6 protein-coding genes and 1 pseudogene are annotated in these 6,000 nt (G+C 44.7%); 2 read left to right on the top strand and 5 right to left on the bottom strand.

The genetic code is table 11. The features are described 5' to 3' along the window. The 4 genes and pseudogenes from CIK90_RS02110 to CIK90_RS02095 form a co-directional block, all read right to left on the bottom strand. Positions 1-257, bottom strand: a pseudogene (locus CIK90_RS02110) (IS1380 family transposase); the annotation flags it as partial. Positions 258-473: 216 nt separating this feature from the next. After that, on the bottom strand, positions 474-1,862 hold the full coding sequence (locus CIK90_RS02105; RefSeq protein WP_173849294.1) for a transposase: 1,389 nt from the start codon (positions 1,860-1,862) through the stop codon (positions 474-476). A gap of 445 nt (positions 1,863-2,307) precedes the next feature. Continuing rightward, on the bottom strand, positions 2,308-3,501 hold the full coding sequence (locus CIK90_RS02100; RefSeq protein WP_094464223.1) for an MFS transporter: 1,194 nt from the start codon (positions 3,499-3,501) through the stop codon (positions 2,308-2,310). 13 nt (positions 3,502-3,514) lie between these two features. Further along, complete coding sequence (locus CIK90_RS02095; protein ID WP_094464222.1) at positions 3,515-3,841, bottom strand: multidrug efflux SMR transporter; 327 nt, start codon at positions 3,839-3,841, stop codon at positions 3,515-3,517. A 160-nt stretch (positions 3,842-4,001) separates the two neighbouring features. Between CIK90_RS02095 and CIK90_RS02090 the strand changes: the two genes are divergently transcribed. Both CIK90_RS02090 and CIK90_RS14515 read left to right on the top strand, forming a co-directional pair. After that, positions 4,002-4,571 (top strand): Crp/Fnr family transcriptional regulator, encoded by a 570-nt coding sequence (locus CIK90_RS02090; protein WP_094464221.1) that lies wholly within the window; start codon positions 4,002-4,004, stop codon positions 4,569-4,571. 150 nt (positions 4,572-4,721) lie between these two features. Beyond that, on the top strand, positions 4,722-4,844 hold the full coding sequence (locus CIK90_RS14515) for a hypothetical protein (RefSeq protein WP_256387344.1): 123 nt from the start codon (positions 4,722-4,724) through the stop codon (positions 4,842-4,844). Positions 4,845-5,087: 243 nt separating this feature from the next. On the opposite strand, the gene CIK90_RS02080 is transcribed toward CIK90_RS14515, so the two are convergent. Next, positions 5,088-5,999, bottom strand: a complete 912-nt coding sequence (locus CIK90_RS02080; protein ID WP_144007196.1) for a hypothetical protein — start codon at positions 5,997-5,999, stop codon at positions 5,088-5,090. Position 6,000 lies beyond the last annotated feature (1 nt).

The following is a 6,000-nucleotide window of genomic DNA, read 5'->3' as shown; positions in this document are numbered from 1 at the left end:
TATGTACGAAGGGTAGGATGATACGAGAGATGGCGCATCAGTTGTGACGTTACATCTTCCACGCATGAGCCGCCACAGAAATAAACGCTCATCAGCGAACGGACTATCTCGCTGAACTGATATCCGAAGATACTGCTGCATCTCTGACCCAGTGTTGAGTCGATAACGGGTGAAAGCATGGAGTCAAATTTCTCCATGATTGAAAAAATTCCTCCAAAAGGTGTGAGTTTCTCAGATTTAATTTGTATTTTTGCCATGTCATATTAGAGTTTTGCTTGTTTTCTTTTTGCAACACTAAGATAAGTGAAAATTCTGACATGGCAAAATCCTGGGCAACTTTTTGTTGCTCAGGAACTTATAAATAAAGTTAAATCAAAGTGTTGCGGAATTAAGGGTGAATTTGCAGACTTTGCCGATAACAAGATTAGGAGTTCTCTTCGGAGGACTCCATCTTAATTCCGTTTCAGAGTCTCTTATGCCGCCTTGGTCTCTTGCAGCCCTGCCAGACGCCCCGCCAGGTGGACTGCGTTCGCTGTGTGGATGCCGAAGAAGATGTACAGGATCTCTGTTTTCTTCTTCCTGGCCTTGATCCTGCGCATGGCGTAATGCTCTTTCTGTGTTCCGAACGAGCCTTCCATCTGAGTGGCCCTGACTCTTGCCAGTTCCTGGCGGATAAAGTCTTCCTCCCTCTTCTTCTCTGCTGATGGACGGCCACGCTTGACGAATGATGTCTGTATGCCCAGTTCCTTGCAGAGGTCCCTGTTGGCTGTGCCTGCATAGCCGGTGTCGCCGCCTATCTTCTTCGCATCCACACCAAACAGCCGCTTGTGCATCTTGATGCAATGTCCGAGTCTTGTGCCCTCATTGAAGGCGTTGAAGGAGAGTTTCTCGATGAAAGAGATACCATCGACCTGTATGTTGTTGCACTTGGCTCCAAACTCCACGTTCTTCACCTCCTTGCCACGGACGATGGGCCTCACGTATGGCTTTGATGTGCTCACGTTCCTGTCAGGAATGCTTTCCCTGGGGTCATTGTTGTCGAAGTGGTTCTTCTGCTGGCGGTACACCTTTGTGATAATGCTGAGGGTTGACTGCTCACGCACGGTCAGCACCTCCTGCTCATTATGTTCGCGCATCATCCTTCGTATTTCCCTCAGGATCTTCCCCAGCAGGTTTAACAGCCGGCGGATAATCCTGCGCTGTTGTGACTTCTTGTGTTTGCGCTGCTTCACATACTCCATGTTCGCCTTCTCCACGTCAAGGTACTTCGTCCTCGGGCGGTGGATGCCAAGACGCAGACAGATATCACACATCATACGATATGACTTCCCAACGCATTCCCACAGCAGCTTCTGGTCCGTCGGATACCGCATCTCGCTCTCATAGCATGTCGCATCTGTGTGGAATGTATCAAGCTCTTTCATGTACGGTTTCCATGCATCCGCGAGTACGTTCTGCTGTTGCTGGATCTTCAGCTTGTCGGAAAGTTCGGAGGTGATGTCATCTATCAGCTTGTAGTTCGTCAGAGGGCACAGAGGATTGACGTACACGTCGCAGAATATCTGATAGTGGACGTTGCCGTTCAACTGCTCCAGCAGTTTCGGGGCACTCAGCTGGGTGTACATCTTCAGGAACATCAGGGCAACTTTACCCTCCGGGGAGAAGAAGGACTTACGGCCACGCTTACGTACAGGATGGTTGCTCACCAAACCAAAGTTCACTGCCATCTCATGAAGAGGGAGAAGCCGTTTCATACGTCCAAGTTCGCTGTTTTCAAACGTAACTCGAAATAAATCATAAAAATCGAACCCTTCAAACGGAATTCGCTTGCTTATTCCAGAAAAATGTTGTACCTTTGCCATCGTATCACTTTTGTGATTCCCCCAATTTGTCACTTTTCGAGGGTGATTGGGGGATTTTTCTTATCATCTACAAAGATACAAAATTTCTATCACATTGAGAAATAGATAGTTGTAAAAAATCTTAATATTTAACGACACTCCCTATCTAAGCCTACCCTACTACAATACAGCAAAGCCTGGCTCACCCGATATATCGACTCAATAGATTTTTCATAGGGGTAAATGAGTATGATTCATATGAAATGCTTACCTTTGCATCATGGAAGATAAAGACAAATCATCTTTTGTCTCCATATTGTTATCATTTTATTTTTTTATTCCCTACAAAAAATACTCCTTTTAAAATCAAGTGAGTTAAAAGAATTTCTTTGTTTTCAGGATTACTTTGCTTGTTCGGACAACTTTTATGGATGAAAAGCATAAAGTATTCAGACTGAAAGAATGTTTAGTATCCACCCTTATGTCGTTGGGGCTTAAAACAGTTTATGAGCAAGGAAGCCACGGTAAAGGCAATTCCTACCCCCACCACACCTGTCCATCCGTAATGCTGCCAAGACAGACCGGAAACGAATGTACCGGTAGAACCACCCAAAAAGTAAATGGTCATATAAACGGTATTGATACGATTGATGGCAGATGCGTCAAGGGCGACTACGCTGGTCTGATTCGACAAATGGATGCATTGCATACCAGCATCAATCAGCAAGATAGCAATTATTATCCACAAATAGCTATCATTCCCCAAAAACGCCAGTATCCATGCAGCCAACACTACGCATCCTCCGGCAACAGAGAAGAACCTCGCACCGTACTTTTGGACGTAGCCGCTGATGAAAACCACCGTGGATGCACCTGCCAGTCCACACAAACCGAGTGCTCCGATAATGTCGTCGCTAGCAAAAAAAGGTTCCTGTTTCATCCGAAAAGCAAGGCAACTCCACAAAGCGAAGAACGAGCCATAAGCCAATGCCGCCCTTAGCGATGCGATACGCAAGTACGGGTATTGGGAGAGCAGGCGCAACAAAGATTTCATCAACCCTGCATAACTTTCTTGCGAACAGGTAGACTGCGCGGGTAGCATCTTGTGAATCATCAGGAAGCATCCGAGCATAAACAAGCAAGCTACAAAATAGACGGAACGCCATCCACATACGTCAGCCAGAACGCCACTGAATACCCGTGAACCAAGAATGCCTATGAGCAGACAAGATTGTATAATCCCTACGTTGCGCACCTTGTGCGCAGGGGGTGAATAGTAAGATACTAACGGAATGAAAAATTGCGGCATAACCGAAGATGCGCCGGCAAGCAATGATGCGCCCCACACCCAATAGATGTTCGGGGCAAGGGTTATGGCAAGTAAGGCGCACGAAGATATGATATAATTGGTCAATATCAGCTTCTTTCGTGAGACCAAATCACCAAGCGGGATGACAAACACCAGTCCGGTAACATAGCCTATCTGCGTCAATGTCGCTACCATGCTAGCAGAAAAGTCGTTTACCGCGAAATCTTTTGCCATGCTACCCAACAAAGGTTGGTTGTAGTAGCAGTTGGCAACGGAAAGTCCGGTAGCAACTGCCATCAGAGCCAGCAGAGGTACCGGAATGCCTTGGTTCTCTCTTAATTCATACTTCATTTGTCGCTTCCTTTCAGTATGACACGACTTTCAATCCTATCAAGGATGCAATGAGCGCGAAGAGGAAGAAAAGCCGGATGGGAGTGGCGGGTTCCTTGAAAACGAATATCCCAATCAAAACCGTACCAACCGCTCCGATTCCCGTCCAAATGGCGTACGCAGTTCCCAAAGGCAAAGTCTGTACCGCTTTGGCAAGCAAAGTCATGCTCAGTACGGTAGAGGCAAGGAAACCGCTTCCCCACAAATAAAATTCAACTCCTGATGCCGCTCTCGCTTTCCCTAAACAGAATGTGAGGCTCACCTCAAACAATCCTGCCAATAATAAGATTATCCAATTCATACCTATGTTTTATTAAATTCTGGCGCAAAAATAAAGAAACAATCCCTAATAGCTTTTTGCATTTGGCAAAAACATACTTTTCATTTGACAAAAAACATCTGTTTATTCTCGTTTCCGTATGCTATTTTATAATTTTGCACACTAACAACAGCAATGAATTATGGATATAAAGGAAATCATCAACCAAAGATATGCCATGCCAGACGCATCTTTGGGCAGGTTGCAACAATGTCTGACGGAAGTCTCATATCCCAAAGGATTCCGAGTATTGGAATGCGGCAAGGTGGAGAAAGACATCTTTTTCATTAAACAAGGCATTGTCCGTGCCTATACTTCGGTGGATGGGAAAGAAATTACTTTTTGGGTCGGCAAAGAGGGAGCGACCCTTGTTTCTATGAAAGGCTATGTAAATGACGAGCCGGGATATGAAACAATGGAATTGATGGAAGATTCCGTCTTATATGTATTGAAAAGGAAAAAATTGAAAGAGTTGTTTTCGGAAGACTTGCACATCGCCAATTGGGGACGGCGTTATGCGGAGATGGAGCTGCTTGCCACTGAGGAACGGCTGATTTCTATGTTGTCCGCTGTCGCTTCGGAACGGTATAAGGAGCTATTGGAGAAAGAACCAGATTTGTTACAGCGATTGCCGCTGGGAAGTATCGCCACCTATTTAGGCGTAACGCAGGCAAGCCTGAGCCGGATTAGGGCAAAAATCACACGGCCGTAATACTGGTCGATAAACTCCGGGAACGAACCTGCCGTAAATTGGAACTTTTTCCCAACTGTTGGGGGTAAAATACATATTTGTCCACAATAACCACGAACAAATTCTTCTTAAACGGGAATTTTCCGAATTTCCCAGACCCGCCACACGGTCATGCCTTGTATTGAACGTCAGGTTCTTGAACTGATGCGACTCGTCCACAAAGATATGCTCGATGCCCATCTACCTGAAGTCCACCACATCGTCCGTCCTCGACTTTATCGGGTGTTCCGATAAACAATATGGATGTCATTCTTGTTTGGGATTAAGCCCAAATCAGTTATCTGGAAAATAAAACTTCATATCAAGGCATGATACGATTGTATCAAGGCATAATATGGTCATATCATGGCATGATACGACTATTTCAAAACACGCAACATAGCTTTATATCACGTTCCTGACTTATGGCGGTTAGGCTGACCCACTAATAAGTGACGTCAGCCCTCTGCTTCGTTTTTGTGAAAAGCATCAATCATCCTACTCTATGGTTAGTTTGACGTATTCTCTGCCGAAGAAATCCTTTTCCACAACAGTACTCAGATTGAGTTGTTGTCCGTCGAGACAACACGCACGAATCTTATTACTATTACAGTCGCCCGAAGTGGTAACCTTAACAATATGCTTCTCATCATTTCCAAACAGCTGCAAACTACTTATCTCATAAACGATATCATACGGTTCCTGTAGCGTTCCTTTCGCATCATAATAGTTATGGACGACACCCTCAATGGCAAGAGTCACCTGTTGCGTATCACCAGCACCATCCGTCACAGCCAATCCCTTTTGGATGGGAGTTATGCTTTGTCCCATAAATCCGCTGATTGACACATTATAATCTATTGTTTCCGTTGATTGGATTTTTGATTTTGGAAAATCAAACACCACACAAAACTTACCTCGTCCCTCTTCCCGATACGAGAAGCCAGATCCCACCAGCAACCTTATGGGAGTGCCTGCAGGCCGAGAAGAAACATTATTCTCAGTATTGGTGTAATAAAACGCTTTGCCCTCACTCGTTATTTTCACAGTATCGAGTTTGAATGTACTCTCAACCACAGCAATTTCCTCACTACCCATATAGACCTTTGAAAGACTATTTATTATATCCTTTTCTCCAAAGTCAATAGAAATTGTAGGTTTAAATACCAGATAGGTATTCCCATCTCTTTCCACTAAATATGTATCAACTACATTGCCGTTGCCGACAACATTAAAGTCTGCGAATCTATCTCCCACCAGATGCCGGTTGTAGATATCTACGACATCAATCAACACCTCTTTGTTTTCTACATTAACACTCACGGTATCCACTTTTTTATCGTCATCCTTATTGCAAGAAAGCAAAAAGCAGATAACCAAAGCGAACAACCAAGTTGAATTTCTCATCATT

Source organism: Prevotella sp. P5-126, assembly GCF_002251185.1.
GTDB lineage: Bacteria > Bacteroidota > Bacteroidia > Bacteroidales > Bacteroidaceae > Prevotella.
The sequence above is the reverse complement of the archived record's forward strand: the minus strand, read 5'-3'. Positions and strand labels throughout refer to the sequence as shown.

What these genes read in the sequence shown, in the direction of transcription:
- CIK90_RS02105 (WP_173849294.1), bottom strand. Translation starts at nt 1,862, where the DNA reads ATGGCAAAGGTACAACATTTTTCTGGAATAAGCAAGCGAATTCCGTTT.
- CIK90_RS02100 (WP_094464223.1), bottom strand. Translation starts at nt 3,501, where the DNA reads ATGAAGTATGAATTAAGAGAGAACCAAGGCATTCCGGTACCTCTGCTG.
- CIK90_RS02095 (WP_094464222.1), bottom strand. Translation starts at nt 3,841, where the DNA reads ATGAATTGGATAATCTTATTATTGGCAGGATTGTTTGAGGTGAGCCTC.
- CIK90_RS02090 (WP_094464221.1), top strand. Translation starts at nt 4,002, where the DNA reads ATGGATATAAAGGAAATCATCAACCAAAGATATGCCATGCCAGACGCA.
- CIK90_RS14515 (WP_256387344.1), top strand. Translation starts at nt 4,722, where the DNA reads ATGCCTTGTATTGAACGTCAGGTTCTTGAACTGATGCGACTCGTCCAC.
- CIK90_RS02080 (WP_144007196.1), bottom strand. Translation starts at nt 5,999, where the DNA reads ATGATGAGAAATTCAACTTGGTTGTTCGCTTTGGTTATCTGCTTTTTG.